Genomic DNA, 22,952 nt, shown 5'->3' with positions numbered 1-22,952 from the left:
GCTTATGTCTGGGAATCAAGCGCCTAATCATTACGGAACAAGAAAGTTTTAGCTTTCGGTGGACGATCACCGATAAACCATGAAATTCTCTAAAAAGGTTGATTTAGAGATCCAGAGAGAATCACCTTGAGGAACGATTCCATTCTTCATAAAGACGCTTTAATGCGGCAGCCTCCTCATCGCAGTTTCTTAGCTTCTTATCTGGAACAATCCCTAGATAGAGGAGCGTACGATCAGCAACTCTAGAAAAAATGGGGGCTGCACAACGCCCTCCCATATAATTTTTCGTGCCATCAGCTCGCAATCCGTATTCAGGATCATCTATGGAAACCAGCATCACCAAAGGAGGAAAATTTCCCTCTGCGCTCTGCACAGGAGTAAAACCAATAAAAGAAGCAATATGACGATGTTTATCATATTTTCCATGAAATATCTTTTCTGTAGTTCCTGTTTTCCCTCCACTAGAGTGGTGGTTAGGCGAGGCTCGAAATCCCGAACCTCCTGATAAAGTTGTGAAACGCATCGCACGAACAACTTCTTTAGCAATTTCTTGTGAAAAGAGTCGTTTCCTCTTCTTAGTAGGAAGATGCTGTTCCTCTCCTGAAGCAGAGACGATCTTTTTAACTAAGGTTGGCCGTACGGCATAACCTCCGTTTACAAGGACAGCGTAGGCTTGTACCATTTGTATCCCTGTTGCTAAGATATTATAGCCCATAGCCAACGAATATGGAGTAGATAAGGACCATTCTGGAGCACCGTTAATATGAAAACGATCGGGAGAAGGAACCAAACCAGAGGCTTCGCTGGGAAGCTCTATACCCGTTTTTCTTCCAAATCCAAGGGCAAGCAACTTCTGTTGATACCAGGCGACTCCTAAGGATTGCACGATGCGGTCAGCGAGCTGAGCTACATAGACATTAGAAGATTTCTGGATCGCCATGTACATGTTCAACTGAGAGTTTCTAGAAATATCTTTGAGAGGCGAGCCCTTACGTCCAGGAAATATCGTCCGGGTAACATCAATAGGTTCTTCAGGATCAAAAATCTTTTTCTGCAATTTTATGCTTGCTTCTTCATTCGCTTGTAAAGCAATCGCTACAGTCAAAGGTTTCATGATCGATCCAGGTTCAAAAACATCGCTCACAAAAGATACTTTAGTATGTTCTATTCGTTCTTTGTTATTGAAGTACTCCTTATAGTGTGTTGGATCGAAAAAGGGATATTGGGCAAGTGCGAGAATGTCTCCTGTTTGTGAGTTCATTAAGATTAGCCTACCACCCCGAGCTTTAGCTTCTAGAACTCCCCGCTCTAGTTCTTCCTCTGCAATGGTCTGAATAACAGGGTTTATCGTGAGATAGATATCCGAGCCATCTTTAGGTAGTTTTATCACACGATTCGTATCCAAACGGTTCAAAGGAGAGCGCAACAGTTTTCTCTCTCCAACTTCCCCTTCAAGAATGTGATTAAAGTAAGCCTCCATCCCTCCTGTAGGAAACGCTTTGCCTGTTTTTTCATCTTTAACTTCTCTTAAGGTATGGAGAACTTGTCCAAGGAGCTTACCAAAAGGATACGAGCGTTGGTAATCCGTAATGAAAAATAAGGCATTTGTTGGTAAGCGATGCTTTGTTGCATATTCTTTCCACCAAGTAGATATACGGGCATGAACAGAAACATCTAACAAGGGATACAGTTTGCAGTACCGAGATTTCTTATCTAACTTGATAGAGAGGTCCTCGTATGTCTGCCCCTCAATAAACTGGAGAATCCCCTGGATAATTTGATTGCGATGACATTCGGGTATGGCTAAAGGGTCTGCACAAAGGTGAAATTTTGTAATATCAACAGCAAAAGGTTGTTGGAGGTCGTGGTCTCCCTTACGTAATGTTGTGTTAGCAAAAAAGGTGCCTCTTCGAAAAGGATCACGAACATAAAATTCGTGTTGCGCTAAAGCTTCGGCGGCCCAACGGTCTCCTTCACAAATTTGAATTTTATAATAACGGAATACTAGAAGAGCATAAAGAGCAAACACTCCTAGAATAATCAGAGTCGAACGTTTACGGTAGCTCATAGGATAAAAAACTGATACTTTCTTCTGAGGGATATGTCAAATACTGATATTCGGGAAGAGCTGCTATTTCCATCAAATGATCTGGCCTTTCTATTTTATCAATTAGGAAACGTAAGGAAATATTTTGCTGTTCGAGCTGACGCAAGCGTACAGATAGGCAAGGAATTTCAAGGCGTAATTTTGTAAGCGAGTTCTGCTTATTAATATAAAAATAAAAGAGGCTTCCACAAAAGCATAGGCAACAGCATAAACGTAAAAAACGACTTTTGTTCATTGGGAAGCTTTCTCAAAACACCGTAGCTTTGCCGATCTCGATCTAGGATTTCTTCGTACTTCTTGGTAGCTGGGCATGATCACTTTCTTTGTGATGATCTTCCCTAAACCAGAAGCTTCGGCCTCTCTAAAAAACCATTTCACAGGACGATCCTCAGAGCTACAAAAAGAAATAATAACAAGCCGTCCTTGAGGAGCCAACCAAGATATAGCAGATGCTAGTAAACTTTTCAATTGCACGTCCTCTCGATTCACATAAACACGTAGCGCTTGAAAAATCAAGGTCAGTGGATGTATTTTTCTACGCAAGCGATAGGGAGGGAAAACCCGAACAAGAGCTTCTTTTAAATCTTGGATTGAAAGAATTTTTTTATACTTGCGAAAATGGACAATTGCTTTGGCTGCAGATTTCCATTGCGGCTCTTCGCCGTATTCACGAAATATCCTTCCCAGTTCTTCTTCTTTTAGAGAATTCAGAACATCGCTAGCGGAAGGTCCTTGCATTTGATCCATTCGCATATCCAAATCTTCTTTTTCCCCTTGAAAGCTAAACCCCCGGGACAGAGTATCAAGCTGCATCGAAGAGACTCCTAAATCGGCAAGAACTCCATCATAAAGATGTTTGACGGGACGCTGGGCAAGATCATCGAAAGAGGCATGGGAAAAGTGGACTCTACCTTGAAACATCTCCAAGCGTTGTTGCGCAATTGCTAGAGCCTGAAGATCGCGATCCGAGGCATCATAAGAAGTCAGAGAGGGATACGCTTCAAGGAAAGCGTAAGCATGTCCTCCAGCTCCCAAAGTAACATCTCGGAAAGTATGTGGAGGACGTCCCGCAAATAAAGCTAAACACTCTTCAACTAATACAGGAATATGCACAGGTGGGGACATAATAATTTCCTAAGTTATTGGCATCAAGCAAGGACAAACATACATGATTGGAGAGAAAGAAGAAAGCCTTGCCTTACCTTAAAATATCTAGGACAATCCCTTGGAGAAAGTGACGTTTTTTGATAGAGATGTTATTTACATAATTTCTTAACTACCTTGGATAAGGCGGGAAAGACCCTGGCTTTCGATCAAGACTATTGACTTTTTCCTACACCCCACTATCATCTAGAGATACAGACGGTTTTTTAGGGCCTTGCCATGGTAGAAATTTTCAATTACAGCACGTCTATATACGAGCAGCATGCTTCAAATAGCAGGATTGTCAACGATTTCCGCAAAGAAATCCAGATGGAAGGCATATCGATTCGTGATGTTGCCAAGCATGCTCAAATTTTGGATATGAATCCCAAGCCCTCAGCTTTGATGGCTCTTTTGCAGACAAATCAAAAGTCACACTGGGCATGTTTTTCTCCCCCAAATAATTTTTACAAACAGCGATTCTCCACACCGTACCTCGCACCTTCTTTAGGATCTCCAGACCAACAAGATGAAGATATAGAAAAAATTTCCTCATTTTTAAAAGTTCTCACTCGTGGAAAGTTTTCCTATCGCAGTCAAACGACTCCCTTTTTATCTTACAAGGATAAAGAAGAAGAAGAGGAAGAAGAGGATCTTGATGGAGAGGAAAATCCTAAAGTACAACAAGGCAAAGTAATCTTAAAAGCTCTAGATCTTGGAGTCAAATCTACAAATGTTATGATAGACTATGTAATCTCTCGTATTTTTCAATTTGTTCAAGGCTAATTTATGTTGGATAATGAGTGGAAAGCAATCTTAGGTTGGGGAGATGATGAGTTAGAAGAACTCAGAATTTCAGGATATTCTTTTCTACGCCAGGGGCATTACTCGAAAGCCATTCTTTTTTTTGAAGCTCTGGTTATCTTAGATCCTTTAAGTATCTACGATCATCAAACTCTCGGAGGCCTCTACCTCCAAATTGGAGACAACAGTCAAGCACTTGCTATTTTAGATCAAGCACTACGCATGCAGGGAGACCACCTTCCTACGCTCTTAAATAAAACAAAAGCTCTCTTCTGTTTAGGACGGATTGAAGAAGCTACAGCCATTGCCTCCTACCTTGCTTCTTGCTCGATACCAGCAATTGCTAATGATGCCGAAGCGTTACTGATGAGCTATAGTAAAGCAAGCAAAAAAGATCCTGTGTTAGCCCGTTAATTTTCTTAACTTTTCTCCTACACACGGAATGTATTTTGTTATCAGAAAGCTATGCATTTAGCGAGTCTTTTTTGATTTTTATCACAGAATTTCATCATAGTTTTTCCTTTCATTTTTGCTTCATTATTACCTAACAAAACCAACGATCCGATTTGCCTTAAAACCCAGTAATCGGTAGAGTTATTTTAGCGGCAGAGCATACCGTGTTTACCTGCGGAAGGACGATATAAACTATCCGTTTCAAACAGGAACTCACCGAGGTCAGACTCCAGTCTAAACGTAAGAAGTCTTTGTACCTAGGTGCAATGAAGATGTCAATTAATAGCCAAGATACAACGGGATTTTCTCACGATCAATAATGATCGGTCGATTGTATTTGGGAAAGCTTTATAAATAAAGAGAGCGGCATGTTAACCTGTAACGAGTGCACTACTTGGGAACAGTTTGTAAATTATGTTAAGACACGCTGCTCAAAAACGGCTTTTGAAAACTGGATTTCTCCTATTCAAGTCCTTGAAGAAACTCAAGAGAAAATTCGCTTAGAAGTTCCCAATATTTTTGTCCAAAATTACCTTCTCGACAACTATAAGAGGGATCTCTGTTCTTTTGTCCCTTTAGATGTTCATGGAGAACCTGCTTTAGAATTTGTAGTTGCAGAACAGAAAAAATCTTCTCTTGCTATTGCTTCTCAAAAAGAACTGGGTGAAGGAATTCCTGAAGTCTTTGAAGAGACCAAAGATTTTGAATTAAAACTGAATCTCTCGTATCGCTTTGATAATTTCATTGAAGGTCCCTCAAATCAATTTGTTAAGTCTGCAGCTGTGGGTATTGCTGGGAAACCTGGTCGTTCCTACAATCCCCTATTCATTCATGGTGGTGTGGGATTAGGAAAAACACATTTACTCCATGCTGTAGGTCACTATGTAAGAGAGCACCATAAAAACCTAAGGATACATTGCATCACCACAGAAGCTTTTATCAATGACCTCGTCTATCATCTCAAGTCCAAGTCTGTTGATAAAATGAAAAATTTTTATCGTTCATTAGATTTACTCCTTGTTGACGATATTCAATTTTTACAAAATCGCCAAAACTTTGAAGAGGAGTTTTGTAATACTTTTGAGACTCTAATCAATCTGAGTAAGCAAATTGTAATTACTAGTGATAAACCTCCAAGTCAGCTCAAGCTTTCCGAGCGTATTATTGCTAGAATGGAATGGGGACTAGTTGCCCACGTCGGTATTCCTGATTTAGAAACCCGGGTTGCTATTTTACAGCACAAAGCTGAACAAAAAGGATTGCACATTCCCAATGAAATCGCATTTTATATTGCCGACCATATCTATGGCAATGTCCGTCAATTGGAAGGGGCTATCAATAAACTTACTGCCTATTGTCGTCTTTTTGGAAAAGCTCTTACAGAATCGACAGTCCGAGAAACTCTAAAAGAACTCTTCCGGTCTCCAACGAAACAAAAAATTTCTATAGAAACCATCTTGAAAAGTGTAGCTACAGTATTTCAAGTGAAGCTGAATGACCTTAAGGGAAATTCCCGCTCTAAAGAGCTTGTGTTAGCTCGTCAAATTGCTATGTATCTAGCAAAAACTCTTATTACAGACTCTTTAGTTGCCATAGGAACTGCTTTTGGCAAGACTCATTCGACCGTACTTTATGCCTGTAAAACTATAGAACATAAATTACAAAATGACGAAACGCTCAAGCGTCAAGTAAATCTCTGTAAAAATCATATTGTCGGTTAATTTAGGAGGCATCTCATGTTCCGTAGAACAGGTAAAGGTCCTTTTGAAGATGTGCAAACACTCTATGAAGAAGAAACTTCTTCGCCTTCCAGTTACTCTCCATATTCAAGATCTGAGCGTCCAGAAACGCTCCCGAGTCTTTTTGACAACCCTAAAGCTTCTGAAGCTCGACCTTTGAATCATAATTTAGCTGAAGAGTCTTCTCTTCCCTCATGGTCTTCCACTTCAGGAACAGAAGCATTACTGCCTCTTGAAGAACCTGAAACTACCTTAGGAGAAGGTGTAACCTTTAAAGGAGAACTTGCTTTTGAACGTCTCTTACGCATTGATGGAACTTTCGAAGGCATCTTAGTCTCCAAAGGGAAAATTATTATCGGTCCCAAAGGAGTTGTAAAAGCAGATATTCAATTACAAGAAGCAATTATCGAAGGGGTCGTAGAAGGAAACATCACAGTATCAGGAAAAGTAGAACTCCGTGGAGGCGCAATTATTAAAGGCGATATCCAAGCTACAACCCTTTGTGTCGATGAAGGAGTACGTATTCTTGGTTACCTTGCTATTGCAGGAATCACAGATTCTCCTGAGAAAGAAAGAGACTGATAGAGACTACAGGAGATGAAATCCCCCTAACAATAGCTTGAATCCATTGTTGGGATAAAGGATAAAGAGACAAAAAGCAGATACTTTTTCCTTTAGGAAGTTTTTCTATTTGTTTTTTCTTAGGAAGCCATGGCCATAAGGAGACTTTCGAAAGCTTTTCCTTTTTAGCAACTTCTGTTACGATTTCCCTAGAAATTGTTGATACTATATAGGCAATACACTTAGGTATAGAATCTAGTGATGCTAGCTCAAAGCCTATATTTTTAGAGAAAAATTTTAGAGCAGGCCGCTTGCCCTCACAAGCATGAGAATATATCGAGAGTGCCGTTTGTGAAGGGAGGTACAAGCTGAAAGCTTGAAGTTGTGAAGAGACTGAACAACGGCTACATCGAGTGATTTCGGAAACACCAAGACAACGAAAACAGTGTATACAACGCCCTTCTCTATTTTCTACGAGGAATTTTTCTAAGCATTCCGAACACAAGCAGACTCCTGGGTCTTGACAACCGTAACATAACTTTGGGAAAAATAAAGATGAAAGTACCATCTATTTTTTAATCATGAAAATTTTTATTCCTAAAATTTTAAGCAATTTGCTACGTTTTTGAACGTGTAGAAGCCTTAACTTTTCTCTCAATCATAATGCTCAAAAAATTCATAAATTCTCTTTGGAAAATCTGTCAACAAGATAAGTATCAGCGCTTTACTCCGATCGCAGATGCCATCGATACATTTTGTTACGAACCTATTGAAACCCCTTCGCAACCTCCTTTCATCCGCGATTCTGTAGATGTTAAACGTTGGATGATGCTCGTTGTAATCGCCCTACTGCCTGCTACGTTTGTTGCCATCTGGAATTCAGGAATTCAAGCTATCGTTTACAGCTCAGGCAATCCTGTGTTGATGGAGCAATTTTTACATATTTCTGGATTTCGTAGTTATCTATCCTTTGTTTTCAAAGAGATCCATGTCTTTCCTATCCTTGCGGAGGGACTCAAGATCTTCATTCCTCTACTGACTATTAGCTACGTTGTTGGGGGAACCTGTGAGGTCATTTTTGCCGTTGTGCGTCGACATAAAATTGCAGAGGGACTTCTTGTAACAGGAATCCTCTATCCTCTCACACTTCCTCCGACCATTCCTTACTGGATGGCAGCTCTAGGGATCGCATTTGGTATTGTGGTTAGTAAAGAGCTCTTCGGAGGAACAGGGATGAACATCCTCAACCCCGCCTTATCAGGAAGGGCATTCTTGTTTTTTACTTTCCCAGCAAAGATGAGTGGGGACGTCTGGGTAGGAAGCAACCCCACAGTAATTAAAGACAGCTTAATCAAGATGAATTCTACGACAGGGAAAGTACTTCTTGATGGATTTTCACAGTCTACATGCTTACAAACTCTAAACTCGACACCTCCATCTGTGAAGCGTCTACATGTAGATACTATTGCTGCAAACATACTTCATATTCCTCACGTCCCTACTCAAGATGTCATTAACTCACAATTTTCTCTTTGGGCAGAGACACATCCTGGTTGGGTCCTAGATAAACTCACGCTGACACAACTCCAAACGTTCGTTACAGCCCCTGTTGCTGAAGGGGGATTAGGACTTCTTCCCACACAGTTTGATTCTGCCTATGCGATTACTGATGTGATCTATGGTATTGGGAAGTTCTCAGCAGGAAATCTCTTTTGGGGGAACATTATAGGTTCTTTAGGAGAGACATCAACATGTGCCTGCCTATTAGGTGCTATATTCCTTATCATTACTGGCATTGCCTCCTGGAGGACCATGGTAGCCTTCGGGATAGGAGCATTTCTTACAGGATGGTTGTTTAAATGTATCAGCGTGCTAATTATCGGACAAAATGGAGCTTGGGCACCTGCTCGATTTTTCATTCCCGCCTATCGACAGCTTTTTCTCGGGGGACTTGCTTTTGGTTTAGTCTTTATGGCTACAGACCCTGTTTCCTCTCCCACTATGAAATTAGGGAAATGGGTTTATGGCTTCTTTATAGGATTTATGACTATCGTGATTCGTCTTATCAACCCTGCATATCCTGAAGGAGTGATGTTAGCAATTCTTCTGGGTAATGTATTTGCTCCTCTTATCGACTATTTTGCTGTTAGAAAGTATAGAAAAAGGAGAGTCTAGAATATGTCCAAAGGCTCTTCAAAATGTAGCTCCCGTATAAACCAAACGTGGTACATCATCTCCTTTATCTTGGGCCTAAGCTTATTTGCAGGAGTATTGTTATCTACAGTATACTACGTGCTTTCCCCAATACAGGAACAAGCAGCCACTTTCGATCGCGATAAGCAAATGCTTTTAGCTGCTCGCGTTTTGGATTTTAAAGGAAGATTTCAAATTCAGGAAAAAAAGGATTGGCTACCTGCGGTTTTTAATAAAAAAACTCAACTCCTTCAAGTTGCTACAGAAAAAGTCTCAGCCGTTTCCCATTCTGATTTAGAACTTTATGCTGAACGCTTTGTCCGTCCTCTACTTACAAATACCCAAGGCAAGGTAGTTTCTTTTGAAGAAAAAAATCTTAATGCCACTGAGTTTTTTGAAAAATATCAAGAACACCCTGCATGTGAACAATCTCTCTTGCCATTTTATGTCATTTTAGAAAACACACCTCGGACACAAAACATGTCAGGATCCGACATTGTGAAAGATCTTTCTGTAGTCGAAGCTTTGATATTCCCTATATCAGGATTTGGCCTTTGGGGCCCTATTCATGGTTATCTGGGAATTAAAAACGATGGTGATACCGTATTGGGAACTGCATGGTATCAACAAGCAGAAACGCCAGGCCTAGGGGCAAATATTACGAATCCCGAATGGCAAGAGCAGTTCTATGGGAAAAAGGTCTTCTTACAAGATTCTTCTGGAACTACAGATTTTGCAACAACAAACCTAGGACTTGAGGTAATTAAAGGTTCCGTGAGTACCACGTTTGCAGATTCTCGAAAAGCTCTTTCTGCTATTGATGGGATTTCTGGAGCAACCTTGACGTGCAACGGTGTCACTGAAGCTTACGTGCAATCTTTAGCTTGCTATCGTCAACTCCTTATACATTTTTCCAATTTAAACCATTCAAAAAAACAGCCTAATGACAAGTAAAAAGTCCTATAAGAGTTACTTCTTTGATCCACTATGGAGCAACAATCAAATACTCATTGCTATTTTAGGAATTTGCTCTGCCCTGGCAGTGACAACGACAGTACAAACTGCCATTACTATGGGACTTGCTGTCAGCATTGTTACAGGATGCTCGTCATTTTTTGTTTCCTTATTGCGTAGGTTTACTCCTGATAGTGTAAGGATGATCACTCAGCTAATTATCATCAGTTTGTTTGTGATTGTCATAGACCAATTTTTAAAAGCCTTTTTCTTTGATATTTCCAAAACACTTTCTGTTTTTGTTGGCCTTATCATCACCAACTGTATTGTAATGGGAAGATCGGAAAGTCTAGCTAGGCATGTTCCCCCGATTCCTGCGTTCTTAGACGGCTTCGCCTCAGGATTAGGATACGGTTGGGTTTTACTTCTCATCGGAGTGATCAGAGAGCTCTTCGGCTTTGGAACTCTTATGGGATTTCGCATTATCCCTCAATTTATCTATGCTTCGGAAACCCATCCCGATGGATACGAAAATTTAAGTCTCATGGTGCTAGCGCCATCAGCTTTTTTCCTACTCGGTATTATGATTTGGCTTGTCAACATTCGCGACTCTAAAAAGACAAAAAGGTAGTTTATGTGGTTAGGTTCGTATACTTGGCTTAATGTCTTCGGCATTCTCCTACAAGCAGTTTTTATTCAGAATATCCTTCTTGCGAACTTTTTGGGGATGTGCAGCTACCTTGCCTGCTCTGGTAGGGTGTCCACAGCCAATGGTTTGGGAATGTCTGTAGCTCTTGTCCTCACCGTAACAGGAAGTATCAACTGGTTTGTCCATGCGTTCATCACAGGCCCCAAAGCTCTCACTTGGATTTCTCCCTCTTTAGCTTCTGTAAATTTAGGTTTTCTAGAGCTCATCATTTTCATTGTGGTGATTGCGGCATTCACGCAAATTTTAGAGCTTATCCTAGAAAAGGTCTCCAGGAACCTCTATCTTTCCTTAGGAATTTTCCTTCCACTGATTGCCGTGAACTGTGCGATCCTAGGAGGGGTGCTCTTTGGAATTACGCGTAGTTATCCTTTTATTCCTATGATGATTTTCTCTTTAGGAGCGGGATGTGGGTGGTGGCTTGCTATTGTTATTCTAGCCACTATCAAAGAAAAACTCGCCTATTCTAACATTCCCCAAAACCTCCAAGGAATGGGAATCTCCTTCATCACAACAGGTCTCATTGCTATGGCCTTTATGAGCTTAACGGGCATTGATATTTCTAAACCCTCAGCAACTAGTACAAGAGTTCCTATCAAAGTCGAAGTTGTTCAAAACACTACGAATCCAGAAGAAATATCTTCTCCTAAACATTGGCAAAGTATTTCTAAATCACGAAGACAACGTTGTTCTTGCTCTGGAAAAGCTTTCTGTAAACTTTTTTGTAGAGCAAAACACTTTTAACCGATTTCAATTCGAGATGCGGGGTGAGGTGGTGGCTTTCTCAAACTGAAGAGAATTTTATTTACGATACAATAAATACCTATCGTCAATAAAATACAAGCAGCAAGAGTAATACCGATATAGAAAGCGCAGATTTTCAGTTGCGAATCTTGAGGAGAAAATAGAATCGTTATCAGGGCTGCAGCTAACGAAACAAGGAGAATAGCAAGGACCTTGGAGAACACTCGATAACATAAAGAGTTCTCCGAACCATGGGACACACTGGAATACTGCTTGAGTAAGGCAAGTGTATTTGGATTTGTTTCAGAGCAATGAACGTACTTAGGTAGTGGTATCATGGTTGTAAAATCAATAAAATGTAGACTAAGCTTTAATTAATAAACTTAGTTTTTCTTCGGCGTTGTGGCACTGAGAATTTTATAGCGCCAACACGCACAAACCAAAATCGATAGAGTAATACAGCTCGCAGTAATCCAAATAGAGAGTTGTAGGGGTGCTGACGTTGCTAAAAACAGACCAGCAGCTACCAAAGAAATCACAACCAACGAGAGCACTATTATTGCTATAGTAAGCCTCTTTACACGAGGATTCTCAACACGTTGTTGTACGTGATCTTGTGCGGAATTAGGCGCTATCGAGCTAGCTGAAGCCATAAAATAAATTTTGGTAAAATTTTTTAAACTGATGACATAAATTTTAAATGTTTTAAGCTTAAAAAAATACCTCTTATCTTCTTAAAAATTAAGTATATGCAATAAAAATTTTATTCTTCATTCGTCAAAGAGAATTTCGAGGAGCTCCAGTCATCGTCTAACCGTACTACAGCCAACCAGCCTTCTCCTTCTGGAGCTTCGTTAAGCTTCCGAGGATCGTCGACTAGATCAAGGTTTACATCGATAATTTCTCCTGATACAGGACTTAAAACCTCAATAGCAGATTTAGAAGACTCTAAAACGACTAAAACCTCACCTTCTTTACATACGCTCCCCACTGAAGGTACATCTACATGAAGAATCGTTCCCAAGTTTTTCTGCATTTTTCCTGTTAATCCCAGGCGCACGACTCTCTCATGGATTGGCAAAACCCAGACATGATAATCAGAATACCACATTACCTTACGACTCCCTGTTCTACAAAGCGTTCCATATAGGATCCTAAAAGTTCTTCGTCCAACTGACTTTTAGCTAAAAATAGTTTATCCACGCTCGCAGGACGATCATAAAGTAAATGAGACAAGCACTGATAATAACAGGGACCTTCGTTAGGACTCATCAATACAGAGGAGTATTCTCCTATCTTCATAGAGAAAAGTCTGTCAAAGTCTTCGGGCAACTCGCTGTCCCCTCGGGAAAAAGTTTTTAATGAGCGTTCTAAACTCCATGCCAAAGTCCCCCCTAGATGCCTTCCCAACCTATGGTCTTCGATCACTTTCCAAAGACGCCGTTGCCATAGGCCAGCGCCCTCTTCTTTTGGATAACGCGTGCGTAAAGCAGATTCTATACGCTCCATGTCTACAAGATGACCATGAGAAGCAACTAACTTTGAAGCCAGATCTCTTTTTAAAACCTCACGATAAGGAAGCACTTCTTCTTTTTCAAAAGAATTATTAACAACAAAGTTATAATATCTTTCTGAGTCTTGGCTATATAAATCTACGACCTCATTTTCAAGCAACACTTTGGCTAGTTGCTGACCGTCGGATATTCCTGGTAAAGCACTATCTTTACCCGCAGATAAAAGAAGCTCGCGACTCTCCATGGGAATCCGTTGTAAAGCTTCAGAAATTCTCTCAGAGCGGGCCCTTAAGATTTCCTTGCGTGTGAAGAGAGAAATTTTATCTCGCAAGATAGGCTTAAGGTGCTGGAAGTCTTTATATGACTGACAGGTCTCCACTTCAGGAAACTCCTGGAGAATCTCCTGAAAATGTTCAGAATTTTGTTGCCATTGTAGTACTTCAACCATGGGCACACTAGCTGCTAAGTCTTGCAAAGCTATACTCTTGTAGTCTATAGAGAACCTTCTACCCACCAATCGAGGTTCTTTAATTTTTATATTAGCTATAGGCAACATCTCGTGGGGAACATCCAAGCAATCCGATTTAGGCGAGCTAATTAACCTTAAATAGGTTTCAAAAGCTTTTAATTCTTGCTTTGTTTTAAAGCTATACTCTTTAGGGAGTTTAAAGAACTCTACTTGTATAGAATCTTTTCCTTGAACAAAAAATTTAGTTAGAGGTTGGAAATCAAAAGAAACACTGCCCTGTAGCATGAGAAATGCTCTTTTACAAAGCAATATGTCTCGATACATGTTGAAAAATTCGGATTCGGAGGTCTCTAAAAACTGAAAATACGAGTTCACAAATTCTTGAAATCCCAAGGAAAACTCTTTGTTTTTACTTATCTTGGCGTATGCATGCTTGGCTTTATCATAGAAGTCGTCATGAGCTTCTTGTCGTGAGGGCCTAGGAAGCACCTTTTTTTGCTCGTCAATAAAGCGAATTAACACCTCAACAGCAGCCGAGAGGTACGCATCCCCAAACCAATCTTGAATCGTATGGTAGCCAAATAAACGTAAGTCTTTCCCTCGTGATAAAGCTTCATCTGGGGGAAGTGAGAACATTTGCCTGCGATACTCTAACATTTGTCGAAGCACGTAATGAGGGAACCTTCTCTCTTCAAGAAAAAGTTTGACCCTAGCAAGAAATCCTTCCTTGGATACAGGATTTTCTATTTGTTGAAAGATCCTAAAGATCTCTAAAAGCTGAGGAGCCGAAGATTTCCAAACTTCTTCAGAGGAAATAAAAGGAGCGTCAAAACGACGATAGGGCTGGTATGTTTTTTCCTTGCTAAAGATTTTTTCTCTTGAAGTATAAACCTTTAAAAAGAGCTTTTCTCCTACCCTTGTCGTTAGAAAATAATCAGTAAGTAGCCCCTCATTAATAAAATTCCAAGCCCTTGGATTCCCAGTAAAGGGATATGCTTCGTGAGCGAGGAACTTTTTCATAGCGACAAAATCTTTTTCTAAATACTTCTTCCCTGATGCAGTGGTAAAGACAATCCGACGTGAAGTGGATTCTCTAGAACCTTCTCCTCTAGAAAATCGTCCCCAGCCCACTCCAATACCAGAAACACAAACTACAGCAATTACAATGCCAATAAATTTTTTTTGATGCTTATAGAAGAACGATAACAAAGTCCACCCTCTATCCAAACAATAAAAGCGTAGTGTAAACGATAGTAAAGAAAAAAACCAAGTAGGATCCCTGTTGAGCCTACAGAAGGGATCCTATTGCCAGAGCAGACCCGTAAGGATTATGCAGGCATATAAGTCAGTTGCAGATGTCCCAATGTGTGATGTACGGGATGGAAATACCAATAGAAAATGTCCTCTTGACTTACAGAAATAGATAACCCGATATCTTTATTAAAGACTTTTAGAGCTTTTGCAGCGACTTCTGGGGATTCGATAACAACAATACTTTCGTAATCAAAAGCATCACTTTTTTTTCCAAAATTGTAACTCCCGATCACAAAAATTGCATCATCAACAATCATACACTTCTTGTGCAGCTGAGTTTCCCAAACAGCAAACTCATAAATAGAAATCCGCTCACAGGGTTGCAACTTTTGGCAAAACCACTTTTTCCAAAGAAGATAGCGACTTCCATAGCTTAAGGCAAAATAGTTAATGCGATTTCCCCAAGCATAGGGTCCAGTAATTGAGGGGCTCAAATCATGACAGCCGTTCGTAATTAAACTGAGATGAACGTTATGATTATGAGAAACATCAACAAGAGCGTATAAAATCTCATCCTTAGGAATAAAATACATCTGGGCAAGCTTCAGAGAAGATTTTGCTCCTTGGATTAATTTCAAGTATTCTTGAGTCACAGGATTTGGTTGCTTATCATGGGGACCACCGAAAACTACCCTAACTTTTGAAGAATCTACAAGAACAAGATCTTCATGACTGTCAATCTCAGGAAATGTAGTCTCCTCTGCTTGATCCAAAGTGAGTGGTGGACATGAACCTGCAAACTGCTCGGGATTATCAATAAACCACGCATGGTGTGCGTAGTAATCCCACATAGCAAATTGCTTATGATATTCTTCCCTAAGTTGCAAACCAAGGGCCGTAGAACGCAGCATGACATCCTGGTCACGAAATGCTAAGGGGCGACGTACTCCGCTCACAAATAAACGGGGAACATCTACTTTCTCAGGAATCTCATTCCCTCGATTACACATAAAGTCTTCGAAATTGGTGCCGCCTAGGATACAATATTTACCGTCAATAATAGAAAGTTTGATATGCATTTCAATGACATTAGGAGAGAGAATACTTATTGAGGGAGGGCAACCTGTAAAGACGTAGAAAAATCGATTAGGATGACGATCTTTTAGAGCCTTTAGTAATCTTTGGTCTTCGGCATCGGTAAAGGTAGGTTGAACAATGATATAACCGCAGAGCTCTGGGACCTCATCCATACGATTCCCTAGGCGATCTAGTAAATCTTTAAGCAAGCGACCTCCTGTCATGCAGGGGCAAAGTTCTACATAAGAATGTGCATGATCTATGCAACGCAATATCTGTTCGAAGGCCTCTAAACTATTGTCGTAAACGAAGACGCCGATTGGCTCACTATTTGCAGCTACGATTGTCTTTGCCGAAGCAAAACTAGGAACTAACAAAATAAAGAATATTCCAAGAGCTGTTAGGCAAGAACGTAATTGATTCATAATCCCTCACAACAAAACAATTTAATAAATGCCTCTTTGATTTGCTGACGTACCTCGCAAAGCAAGTCGGTGTCAGACTCAAAACCTAAAGGGAAAAAAGCATGCGCCTTTATCTGTTCAAGAATTTCTTGAAGGACCTCAGGTCGTAAGAATCGCTGGTAAAAATCGGAAGAACTTCCTGATAGGAATAGCGATCCCTGATGTAAAAATCCCTGTTGTACTTTACGCTGGGCAGCACCACCAATCTTTTTTCCCCCAAAAAGAACATCGTACTTAGAGGTTTTTGCCATACAAAAATTCCCTGAAGCCTCGAGAGAAGAGCTTTCGTCTTCTGGAGCTAAAATCCCTTGGATCCGAAATACTTTCTCCAGAACCTTCGCTACAAAAGAGTTCACAGTATGGTAGTTCGCTAATACAGATGAAGAATAGGAGGGATGAGTTGCTGACATAAGAAGAGAAAAAGCATAATCTCCTTGGTGGAAGACAAATCCCCCTCCAGTAGGTCGAATCGCGGCGTCCAATCCTAGATTTTTATAGTTGGAAACTAAAAATTTTTCTGGACGCATAAAGTGACCATAGGTCAGGGAACAGGGGTTTTCCCACTCGTAGAGATGTAAAATTAGCTCACCCTCTTTAAGATCCTGCAACATATCTCGGTCTTTAGCCATATGGGAGGCTGCTGAAGATTTTCCTGAATCTACGATACGAACTTTCATATAACGAACATAAAAACTAACTAAGACTATTTCAAAAGAGGCTAATTATTGTATCATATGTAAAAGTTTGTGCATAACTTTCCCTTAAATTCAGAGTAATTCTACGAATTTTTTTGGTTTAGAGCGAAGAGTTGCATCATTATTTTAAATTTCGTATATGCTTAAGGAAAGTTCTACCCCTGTCTTTTAGGTTTTTATGTTTGAGAAGTTTACTAATAGAGCAAAGCAAGTCATTAAATTGGCCAAAAAGGAGGCTCAGCGTTTAAATCATAACTATCTGGGCACCGAACACATCCTACTTGGCCTGCTCAAACTCGGCCAAGGGGTAGCTGTTAATGTGTTACGCAACCTCGGGATAGATTTTGATACAGCAAGACAAGAAGTCGAACGTCTGATTGGTTATGGTCCAGAAATCCAAGTCTACGGAGATCCCGCCCTTACAGGGAGAGTAAAAAAATCTTTTGAATCAGCAAATGAAGAAGCCAGCCTCCTAGAGCACAATTATGTAGGGACCGAGCATTTGCTCTTAGGGATCTTGCACCAAACAGATAGCGTGGCTCTCCAAGTATTAGAAAATTTACACATTGATCCAAGAGAGATTCGTAAGGAAATTCTTAAAGAATTAGAGACCTTCAATCTACAGCTTCCTCCTTCTTCTTCCTCATCATCCTCTCGAAGCAACCCCTCTTCTTCGAAATCCTCGTTAGGCCATAGCCTAGGTTCCGACAAAAGCGAGAAGCTTTCTGCTTTAAAAGCATACGGTTATGATTTAACGGAGATGTTCAGAGAATCCAAGCTCGATCCTGTCATCGGTCGTTCCTCGGAAGTTGAGCGGTTAATTTTGATTCTTTGTCGAAGAAGAAAAAACAATCCTGTGCTTATTGGAGAAGCGGGAGTTGGTAAGACTGCGATTGTTGAGGGTCTTGCTCAAAAGATTATTCTCAATGAAGTTCCTGATGCGTTGCGCAAAAAGCGATTGATTACCTTGGATCTTGCTTTGATGATTGCGGGAACAAAATACCGGGGGCAATTTGAGGAGCGGATTAAAGCTGTCATGGATGAGGTTCGCAAGCATGGAAACATCTTGCTCTTCATTGATGAGCTCCACACGATTGTAGGAGCAGGAGCCGCCGAAGGAGCCATAGATGCTTCTAACATTTTAAAACCTGCGCTAGCCCGGGGTGAAATTCAATGTATTGGCGCGACTACCATAGATGAGTATCGCAAGCACATAGAAAAAGACGCTGCTCTAGAACGTCGTTTCCAAAAAATTGTCGTTCATCCTCCTAGTGTGGATGAGACTATTGAGATTTTACGTGGTCTGAAGAAAAAATATGAAGAACACCACAATGTCTTTATTACAGAAGAGGCTTTAAAAGCGGCTGCTACTCTTTCAGATCAATATGTTCATGGACGTTTCCTTCCAGATAAGGCGATTGATCTTTTAGATGAAGCGGGCGCTCGTGTCCGTGTGAACACTATGGGTCAGCCCACAGATTTAATGAAGCTAGAGAGATGTAAAATTAGCTCACCCTCTTTAAGATCCTGCAACATATCTCGGTCTTTAGCCATATGGGAGGCTGCTGAAGATTTTCCTGAATCTACGATACGAACTTTCATATAACGAACATAAAAACTAACTAAGACTATTTCAAAAGAGGCTAATTATTGTATCATATGTAAAAGTTTGTGCATAACTTTCCCTTAAATTCAGAGTAATTCTACGAATTTTTTTGGTTTAGAGCGAAGAGTTGCATCATTATTTTAAATTTCGTATATGCTTAAGGAAAGTTCTACCCCTGTCTTTTAGGTTTTTATGTTTGAGAAGTTTACTAATAGAGCAAAGCAAGTCATTAAATTGGCCAAAAAGGAGGCTCAGCGTTTAAATCATAACTATCTGGGCACCGAACACATCCTACTTGGCCTGCTCAAACTCGGCCAAGGGGTAGCTGTTAATGTGTTACGCAACCTCGGGATAGATTTTGATACAGCAAGACAAGAAGTCGAACGTCTGATTGGTTATGGTCCAGAAATCCAAGTCTACGGAGATCCCGCCCTTACAGGGAGAGTAAAAAAATCTTTTGAATCAGCAAATGAAGAAGCCAGCCTCCTAGAGCACAATTATGTAGGGACCGAGCATTTGCTCTTAGGGATCTTGCACCAAACAGATAGCGTGGCTCTCCAAGTATTAGAAAATTTACACATTGATCCAAGAGAGATTCGTAAGGAAATTCTTAAAGAATTAGAGACCTTCAATCTACAGCTTCCTCCTTCTTCTTCCTCATCATCCTCTCGAAGCAACCCCTCTTCTTCGAAATCCTCGTTAGGCCATAGCCTAGGTTCCGACAAAAGCGAGAAGCTTTCTGCTTTAAAAGCATACGGTTATGATTTAACGGAGATGTTCAGAGAATCCAAGCTCGATCCTGTCATCGGTCGTTCCTCGGAAGTTGAGCGGTTAATTTTGATTCTTTGTCGAAGAAGAAAAAACAATCCTGTGCTTATTGGAGAAGCGGGAGTTGGTAAGACTGCGATTGTTGAGGGTCTTGCTCAAAAGATTATTCTCAATGAAGTTCCTGATGCGTTGCGCAAAAAGCGATTGATTACCTTGGATCTTGCTTTGATGATTGCGGGAACAAAATACCGGGGGCAATTTGAGGAGCGGATTAAAGCTGTCATGGATGAGGTTCGCAAGCATGGAAACATCTTGCTCTTCATTGATGAGCTCCACACGATTGTAGGAGCAGGAGCCGCCGAAGGAGCCATAGATGCTTCTAACATTTTAAAACCTGCGCTAGCCCGGGGTGAAATTCAATGTATTGGCGCGACTACCATAGATGAGTATCGCAAGCACATAGAAAAAGACGCTGCTCTAGAACGTCGTTTCCAAAAAATTGTCGTTCATCCTCCTAGTGTGGATGAGACTATTGAGATTTTACGTGGTCTGAAGAAAAAATATGAAGAACACCACAATGTCTTTATTACAGAAGAGGCTTTAAAAGCGGCTGCTACTCTTTCAGATCAATATGTTCATGGACGTTTCCTTCCAGATAAGGCGATTGATCTTTTAGATGAAGCGGGCGCTCGTGTCCGTGTGAACACTATGGGTCAGCCCACAGATTTAATGAAGCTAGAAGCAGAAATCGAAAATACAAAATTGGCCAAAGAACAGGCAATTGGCACCCAAGAATACGAAAAAGCCGCAGGCTTACGTGATGAAGAGAAGAAACTTCGTGAACGTCTGCAAAGTATGAAGCAGGAATGGGAAAATCATAAGGAAGAGCACCAGGTTCCTGTAGATGAGGAAGCAGTAGCTCAAGTAGTTTCGCTGCAAACAGGAATCCCATCAGCAAGGCTTACAGAAGCCGAAAGTGAAAAGCTCCTGAAATTAGAAGACACGTTAAGGAGAAAAGTGATTGGTCAGAACGATGCGGTTACCAGCATCTGCCGCGCCATCCGACGCTCTCGAACAGGAATCAAAGATCCTAACAGACCTACGGGTTCCTTCCTATTTCTTGGGCCTACAGGCGTAGGTAAAAGCCTGCTCGCTCAGCAAATTGCTATAGAGATGTTTGGTGGTGAGGATGCTCTCATTCAGGTGGACATGTCGGAATACATGGAAAAATTTGCTGCCACTAAGATGATGGGATCGCCTCCAGGATATGTAGGTCATGAAGAAGGGGGTCATCTTACTGAGCAAGTCCGTCGTCGTCCTTACTGTGTGGTCCTCTTTGATGAGATAGAAAAGGCTCACCCCGACATTATGGACCTGATGTTGCAAATTTTAGAACAAGGACGTCTTACAGATTCTTTTGGTCGTAAGGTGGATTTCCGTCATGCGATCATTATCATGACCTCCAATTTGGGAGCAGATCTCATTCGCAAAAGTGGAGAAATCGGTTTTGGCCTAAAGTCTCATATGGATTATAAGGTTATCCAAGAAAAAATCGAAAATGCTATGAAAAAGCACTTAAAGCCTGAGTTTATTAACCGTTTGGATGAAAGTGTGATTTTCCGTCCCTTAGAAAAAGAATCCCTATCAGAGATTATCCATTTGGAAATCAATAAGCTTGACTCAAGACTTAAAAATTACCAAATGGCTCTTAATATCCCTGACTCTGTGATTTCCTTCCTGGTCACGAAGGGACATTCTCCAGAAATGGGAGCGCGTCCTTTACGTCGTGTCATTGAGCAATACCTTGAAGATCCTCTAGCAGAGCTACTGCTTAAAGAGTCCTGCCGTCAAGAAGCTCGCAAGCTACGCGCGACCTTAGTCGAAAACCGTGTTACATTCGAAAGGGAAGAAGAGGAGCAAGAGCCCAAAGAAGCTGCGATCCCTAGTCCTGGGATGGAATCCTAGGGACGTCGATCACTCCACTGCCAAGGCAGAGCTCTCGCTGATAAAACGCTATTGTTTGTCCTGGAGTCACTGCCTTGACGGGTTGTAAAAAGCGCACCCTGACTTCGTCATCTGAAATATATTCTATAACGCATTCTTCGTCAGGAGAACGATAGCGAACTTTAGCACTGCAGCGACATCCCAACTTAGGGAGAATAAACCAATTGAGCTCTCTGGCTGTTAATTCCTGAAGGTAAAGTTGGGGATGATCTTCCCCTCTCACAATATAAACAATATTTTCCTCTATACTTTTTCCTATAACATAGCAGGGTTTTGCAGATCCTCCAAGATCAAGCCCTCGCCGCTGCCCTATGGTATAATAGTGAGCTCCCTCGTGTTTTCCTATAACTTCCTTGGTATCCCAATCGACAATGTTACCAATTTTATTGGGAATGAACTTCTCTAGAAAATCTTTAAAAGGACGCTTCCCAATGAAGCAAATTCCCGTACTGTCTTTTTTTTCTGCTGTTGGAAGAGCCGCGTTAGCCGCAATCGCACGAACTTCACTCTTGTTCATTTCTCCCAGAGGAAAAAGCACATTGAAAAGAGCCTCTTTGGGAGTCCCTGATAAGAAATAACTCTGATCTTTTTGAGAATCAAGACCTCTCAATAGTTGAGGTCCGCGAAAATCTGTATTTAATCGGCAGTAGTGCCCTGTAGCCAGGTAATCTCCGCCAAACTCGCGGACTTTCCTTTGTAAAAGGTCAAATTTGATTTCTCGGTTACAAAGAATATCTGGGTTAGGGGTATAACCTAGGGCATATTCTCTGAGAAAACGATGAAAAACTCTTTCTCTATATTCTTTAGCAAAAGATACAGTGTAATACGGTATGTCGAGCTGAAGACACACTCTCTCTACATCTTTGTAATCTTCGGTAGAGGAGCAAAGGCCCTCTTCGGTCTTCTCTTCCCAGTTTTTCATGAATAAGCCGATAACTTTGTAACAAGTAAATTTTTTAAATAAATAGGCAACAACAGAAGAATCCACGCCTCCTGACATTGCTACGATCACGGTTCGTTGCATAGTCTTTCTTAATTGACTCCTGGTAACAAGGGTAGGGTTTTAAAAATTTGAATAACTACAAGGTCGCACTAGTTTTACTAATTGAATAAAAATACCATTTTCTTTAAATTATTGCCTCAAATAATAGAGTTCTCTTTGTGTCTAGTTTAAATAAGGTATTTCCCTCAGCCCTTCCAGAAGAACCTGCTGATTTATTCACAACGAATAAAGAAATCTTAACTCTGGAAGATAAAGGTAACGTTTTTCTTAAGCGATCCATTCCTATTCATATTGCTGTGATTACTATTTTGGTGATCTCTGCTCTCGCGGGAATTACTGTGATCTGTTTGGGCTGCTATGCCCAAAGCATTCTTCAAATTGCGATCGGCATAGTTCTTACTATTTTGGCACTTTTTTCCTTACAAGCCTTTGTAGACTTTATTAGATTAGTTAGGCAGCTCCCTCAGCAACTACATGAGACAGTACAATTTATAAGAGAGAAAATTCGACCCGAATCATCTCTAAGGCTTGTAAGCAACGCACAAAAACAAGCTACCGAGGAAACGTTAAGGCTACACCAAGAACTCTCTAAACTCTCACAGGAAGAGACAGCGCTACAAGCGGCTCTGTATAAGGCACGATCCCAGCTTACCCGAAAGACAGGTCGAAATTAGTTAGCGACGATTAGGAGAAA

The 22,952-nt window shown here is 40.8% G+C and carries 20 protein-coding genes and 2 pseudogenes; 11 read left to right on the top strand and 11 right to left on the bottom strand.

Annotation, left to right across the window (positions count from 1 at the left end; genetic code table 11):
- Nucleotides 1-121 precede the first annotated feature (121 nt).
- From CMV32_RS05060 to rsmH, 3 genes are read right to left on the bottom strand one after another with little or no spacing between them, the layout of a single operon-like run.
- Nucleotides 122-2,068, bottom strand: coding sequence for a peptidoglycan D,D-transpeptidase FtsI family protein (locus tag CMV32_RS05060; protein WP_100934835.1), 1,947 nt, complete (start codon nucleotides 2,066-2,068; stop codon nucleotides 122-124).
- On the bottom strand, nucleotides 2,055-2,342 hold the full coding sequence (locus tag CMV32_RS05055; protein ID WP_100934834.1) for a hypothetical protein: 288 nt from the start codon (nucleotides 2,340-2,342) through the stop codon (nucleotides 2,055-2,057). The genes CMV32_RS05060 and CMV32_RS05055 overlap by 14 nt, the downstream gene beginning before the upstream one ends.
- Nucleotides 2,339-3,232, bottom strand: a complete 894-nt coding sequence (gene rsmH, locus CMV32_RS05050) for a 16S rRNA (cytosine(1402)-N(4))-methyltransferase RsmH (RefSeq protein ID WP_100934833.1) — start codon at nucleotides 3,230-3,232, stop codon at nucleotides 2,339-2,341. The genes CMV32_RS05055 and rsmH overlap by 4 nt, the downstream gene beginning before the upstream one ends.
- Before the next feature lie 258 nt (nucleotides 3,233-3,490).
- On the opposite strand from rsmH, the gene CMV32_RS05045 reads away from it, so the two are divergent.
- From CMV32_RS05045 to CMV32_RS05030, 4 genes are all read left to right on the top strand, one after another.
- Nucleotides 3,491-4,036: a DUF5399 family protein gene (locus tag CMV32_RS05045; protein WP_100934832.1), complete on the top strand. Its 546-nt coding sequence runs from the start codon at nucleotides 3,491-3,493 to the stop codon at nucleotides 4,034-4,036.
- 3 nt (nucleotides 4,037-4,039) lie between these two features.
- Nucleotides 4,040-4,468, top strand: a complete 429-nt coding sequence (locus tag CMV32_RS05040; protein ID WP_100934831.1) for a type III secretion chaperone — start codon at nucleotides 4,040-4,042, stop codon at nucleotides 4,466-4,468.
- A gap of 407 nt (nucleotides 4,469-4,875) precedes the next feature.
- Entirely contained in the window at nucleotides 4,876-6,228 is a 1,353-nt protein-coding gene (dnaA, locus tag CMV32_RS05035; protein WP_100934830.1) for a chromosomal replication initiator protein DnaA, read from the top strand.
- Between the two features lie 15 nt (nucleotides 6,229-6,243).
- Complete coding sequence (locus CMV32_RS05030) at nucleotides 6,244-6,828, top strand: bactofilin family protein (RefSeq protein ID WP_100934829.1); 585 nt, start codon at nucleotides 6,244-6,246, stop codon at nucleotides 6,826-6,828.
- Here the strand turns inward: CMV32_RS05030 and CMV32_RS05025 are convergent.
- Complete coding sequence (locus tag CMV32_RS05025; protein ID WP_100934828.1) at nucleotides 6,797-7,375, bottom strand: hypothetical protein; 579 nt, start codon at nucleotides 7,373-7,375, stop codon at nucleotides 6,797-6,799. The genes CMV32_RS05030 and CMV32_RS05025 overlap by 32 nt on opposite strands.
- Nucleotides 7,376-7,470: 95 nt before the next feature.
- On the opposite strand from CMV32_RS05025, the gene CMV32_RS05020 reads away from it, so the two are divergent.
- The 4 genes from CMV32_RS05020 to nqrE are packed head-to-tail and all read left to right on the top strand — an operon-like array spanning nucleotide 7,471 to nucleotide 11,404.
- Nucleotides 7,471-8,982 (top strand): Na(+)-transporting NADH-quinone reductase subunit B, encoded by a 1,512-nt coding sequence (locus CMV32_RS05020; protein ID WP_100934827.1) that lies wholly within the window; start codon nucleotides 7,471-7,473, stop codon nucleotides 8,980-8,982.
- 3 nt (nucleotides 8,983-8,985) lie between these two features.
- The gene (gene nqrC / locus CMV32_RS05015) at nucleotides 8,986-9,954 is read left to right on the top strand and encodes an NADH:ubiquinone reductase (Na(+)-transporting) subunit C (RefSeq protein WP_100934826.1); all 969 of its coding nucleotides are present in this window, start codon (nucleotides 8,986-8,988) and stop codon (nucleotides 9,952-9,954) included.
- Nucleotides 9,944-10,585 (top strand): NADH:ubiquinone reductase (Na(+)-transporting) subunit D, encoded by a 642-nt coding sequence (gene nqrD / locus CMV32_RS05010; protein WP_100934825.1) that lies wholly within the window; start codon nucleotides 9,944-9,946, stop codon nucleotides 10,583-10,585. The genes nqrC and nqrD overlap by 11 nt, the downstream gene beginning before the upstream one ends.
- A 3-nt stretch (nucleotides 10,586-10,588) precedes the next feature.
- Nucleotides 10,589-11,404 (top strand): NADH:ubiquinone reductase (Na(+)-transporting) subunit E, encoded by an 816-nt coding sequence (gene nqrE, locus CMV32_RS05005; protein WP_100934824.1) that lies wholly within the window; start codon nucleotides 10,589-10,591, stop codon nucleotides 11,402-11,404.
- On the opposite strand, the gene CMV32_RS05000 is transcribed toward nqrE, so the two are convergent.
- From CMV32_RS05000 to CMV32_RS04975, 6 genes are all read right to left on the bottom strand, one after another.
- Complete coding sequence (locus tag CMV32_RS05000; RefSeq protein WP_100934823.1) at nucleotides 11,401-11,742, bottom strand: hypothetical protein; 342 nt, start codon at nucleotides 11,740-11,742, stop codon at nucleotides 11,401-11,403. The genes nqrE and CMV32_RS05000 overlap by 4 nt on opposite strands.
- Nucleotides 11,743-11,787: 45 nt before the next feature.
- Nucleotides 11,788-12,057: a hypothetical protein gene (locus tag CMV32_RS04995; protein WP_100934822.1), complete on the bottom strand. Its 270-nt coding sequence runs from the start codon at nucleotides 12,055-12,057 to the stop codon at nucleotides 11,788-11,790.
- Nucleotides 12,058-12,167: 110 nt separating this feature from the next.
- Nucleotides 12,168-12,515 carry a glycine cleavage protein H-like protein gene (locus CMV32_RS04990; protein ID WP_100934821.1) on the bottom strand — a complete coding sequence of 116 codons (348 nt, stop codon included), beginning with the start codon at nucleotides 12,513-12,515 and terminating at the stop codon, nucleotides 12,168-12,170.
- Nucleotides 12,515-14,596: a hypothetical protein gene (locus CMV32_RS04985; RefSeq protein ID WP_100934820.1), complete on the bottom strand. Its 2,082-nt coding sequence runs from the start codon at nucleotides 14,594-14,596 to the stop codon at nucleotides 12,515-12,517. The genes CMV32_RS04990 and CMV32_RS04985 overlap by 1 nt, the downstream gene beginning before the upstream one ends.
- Before the next feature lie 119 nt (nucleotides 14,597-14,715).
- Nucleotides 14,716-16,143, bottom strand: a complete 1,428-nt coding sequence (locus tag CMV32_RS04980) for a phospholipase D-like domain-containing protein (RefSeq protein ID WP_239923166.1) — start codon at nucleotides 16,141-16,143, stop codon at nucleotides 14,716-14,718.
- Nucleotides 16,140-16,859 (bottom strand): lipoyl protein ligase domain-containing protein, encoded by a 720-nt coding sequence (locus CMV32_RS04975; RefSeq protein WP_100934818.1) that lies wholly within the window; start codon nucleotides 16,857-16,859, stop codon nucleotides 16,140-16,142. The genes CMV32_RS04980 and CMV32_RS04975 overlap by 4 nt, the downstream gene beginning before the upstream one ends.
- A 196-nt stretch (nucleotides 16,860-17,055) precedes the next feature.
- Between CMV32_RS04975 and CMV32_RS04970 the strand changes: the two are divergent.
- Together CMV32_RS04970 and CMV32_RS04960 are read left to right on the top strand one after the other, a co-directional pair.
- A pseudogene (locus CMV32_RS04970) lies at nucleotides 17,056-18,372 on the top strand (Clp protease N-terminal domain-containing protein); the annotation flags it as partial.
- A gap of 303 nt (nucleotides 18,373-18,675) precedes the next feature.
- Entirely contained in the window at nucleotides 18,676-21,216 is a 2,541-nt protein-coding gene (locus CMV32_RS04960; protein ID WP_100934817.1) for an ATP-dependent Clp protease ATP-binding subunit, read from the top strand.
- Here the strand turns inward: CMV32_RS04960 and mnmA are convergent.
- A pseudogene (gene mnmA / locus CMV32_RS04955) lies at nucleotides 21,194-22,288 on the bottom strand (tRNA 2-thiouridine(34) synthase MnmA); the annotation flags it as partial. The gene CMV32_RS04960 and the pseudogene mnmA overlap by 23 nt on opposite strands.
- A 128-nt stretch (nucleotides 22,289-22,416) precedes the next feature.
- Between mnmA and CMV32_RS04950 the strand changes: the two are divergent.
- Nucleotides 22,417-22,932 carry a cell division protein ZapA gene (locus CMV32_RS04950; RefSeq protein ID WP_100934815.1) on the top strand — a complete coding sequence of 172 codons (516 nt, stop codon included), beginning with the start codon at nucleotides 22,417-22,419 and terminating at the stop codon, nucleotides 22,930-22,932.
- The last annotated feature ends 20 nt before the right edge of the window (nucleotides 22,933-22,952 follow it).

Origin of the sequence: Candidatus Chlamydia corallus, assembly GCF_002817655.1 — a bacterium.
In the GTDB taxonomy this organism is placed as follows: Bacteria; Chlamydiota; Chlamydiia; order Chlamydiales; family Chlamydiaceae; genus Chlamydia; species Chlamydia corallus.
This window is presented reverse-complemented; position numbering and strand designations above follow the sequence as displayed.

Coding starts and splice junctions, on each gene's coding strand:
- CMV32_RS05060 (WP_100934835.1), bottom strand. CDS start 2,068: ATGAGCTACCGTAAACGTTCGACTCTGATTATTCTAGGAGTGTTTGCT.
- CMV32_RS05055 (WP_100934834.1), bottom strand. CDS start 2,342: ATGAACAAAAGTCGTTTTTTACGTTTATGCTGTTGCCTATGCTTTTGT.
- rsmH (WP_100934833.1), bottom strand. CDS start 3,232: ATGTCCCCACCTGTGCATATTCCTGTATTAGTTGAAGAGTGTTTAGCT.
- CMV32_RS05045 (WP_100934832.1), top strand. CDS start 3,491: ATGGTAGAAATTTTCAATTACAGCACGTCTATATACGAGCAGCATGCT.
- CMV32_RS05040 (WP_100934831.1), top strand. CDS start 4,040: ATGTTGGATAATGAGTGGAAAGCAATCTTAGGTTGGGGAGATGATGAG.
- dnaA (WP_100934830.1), top strand. CDS start 4,876: ATGTTAACCTGTAACGAGTGCACTACTTGGGAACAGTTTGTAAATTAT.
- CMV32_RS05030 (WP_100934829.1), top strand. CDS start 6,244: ATGTTCCGTAGAACAGGTAAAGGTCCTTTTGAAGATGTGCAAACACTC.
- CMV32_RS05025 (WP_100934828.1), bottom strand. CDS start 7,375: ATGGTACTTTCATCTTTATTTTTCCCAAAGTTATGTTACGGTTGTCAA.
- CMV32_RS05020 (WP_100934827.1), top strand. CDS start 7,471: ATGCTCAAAAAATTCATAAATTCTCTTTGGAAAATCTGTCAACAAGAT.
- nqrC (WP_100934826.1), top strand. CDS start 8,986: ATGTCCAAAGGCTCTTCAAAATGTAGCTCCCGTATAAACCAAACGTGG.
- nqrD (WP_100934825.1), top strand. CDS start 9,944: ATGACAAGTAAAAAGTCCTATAAGAGTTACTTCTTTGATCCACTATGG.
- nqrE (WP_100934824.1), top strand. CDS start 10,589: ATGTGGTTAGGTTCGTATACTTGGCTTAATGTCTTCGGCATTCTCCTA.
- CMV32_RS05000 (WP_100934823.1), bottom strand. CDS start 11,742: ATGATACCACTACCTAAGTACGTTCATTGCTCTGAAACAAATCCAAAT.
- CMV32_RS04995 (WP_100934822.1), bottom strand. CDS start 12,057: ATGGCTTCAGCTAGCTCGATAGCGCCTAATTCCGCACAAGATCACGTA.
- CMV32_RS04990 (WP_100934821.1), bottom strand. CDS start 12,515: ATGTGGTATTCTGATTATCATGTCTGGGTTTTGCCAATCCATGAGAGA.
- CMV32_RS04980 (WP_239923166.1), bottom strand. CDS start 16,143: ATGAATCAATTACGTTCTTGCCTAACAGCTCTTGGAATATTCTTTATT.
- CMV32_RS04975 (WP_100934818.1), bottom strand. CDS start 16,859: ATGAAAGTTCGTATCGTAGATTCAGGAAAATCTTCAGCAGCCTCCCAT.
- CMV32_RS04960 (WP_100934817.1), top strand. CDS start 18,676: ATGTTTGAGAAGTTTACTAATAGAGCAAAGCAAGTCATTAAATTGGCC.